Source organism: Aliivibrio sp. 1S128 (assembly GCF_001691065.1).
In the GTDB taxonomy this organism is placed as follows: Bacteria; Pseudomonadota; Gammaproteobacteria; order Enterobacterales; family Vibrionaceae; genus Aliivibrio.
The window spans coordinates 1-265 of the sequence record NZ_MAJV01000093.1; the positions used below are offsets into that span (position 1 = coordinate 1).

At 48.3% G+C, this 265-nt stretch carries 1 protein-coding gene; it reads left to right on the plus strand.

Annotated elements, in window-relative coordinates; translation table 11 throughout:
• A partial coding sequence (locus A6E03_RS11245; RefSeq protein WP_141677261.1) for a zinc-binding dehydrogenase occupies window positions 1-265 on the plus strand: 265 nt, incomplete at both ends.

Consider the following 265-nt stretch of genomic DNA (forward strand, 5'->3'; position numbering starts at 1 on the left):
GGCGTAACGACGGGTATGGGCGCGGTTCTTAACACGGCTAAAGTTGAAAAAGGCGACACCGTTGCTGTATTCGGTCTTGGCGGTATTGGTCTTTCAGCTATCATCGGCGCAAAAATGGCGGGGGCAAGTCGCATCATTGGTGTTGACTTAAACGAAAGCAAATACGAACTGGCTAAGAAATTAGGCGCAACTGATTGCATCAACCCAACAAAATTCGACAAGCCAATTCAAGAAGTCATCGTTGAAATGACTGACGGCGGCGTTG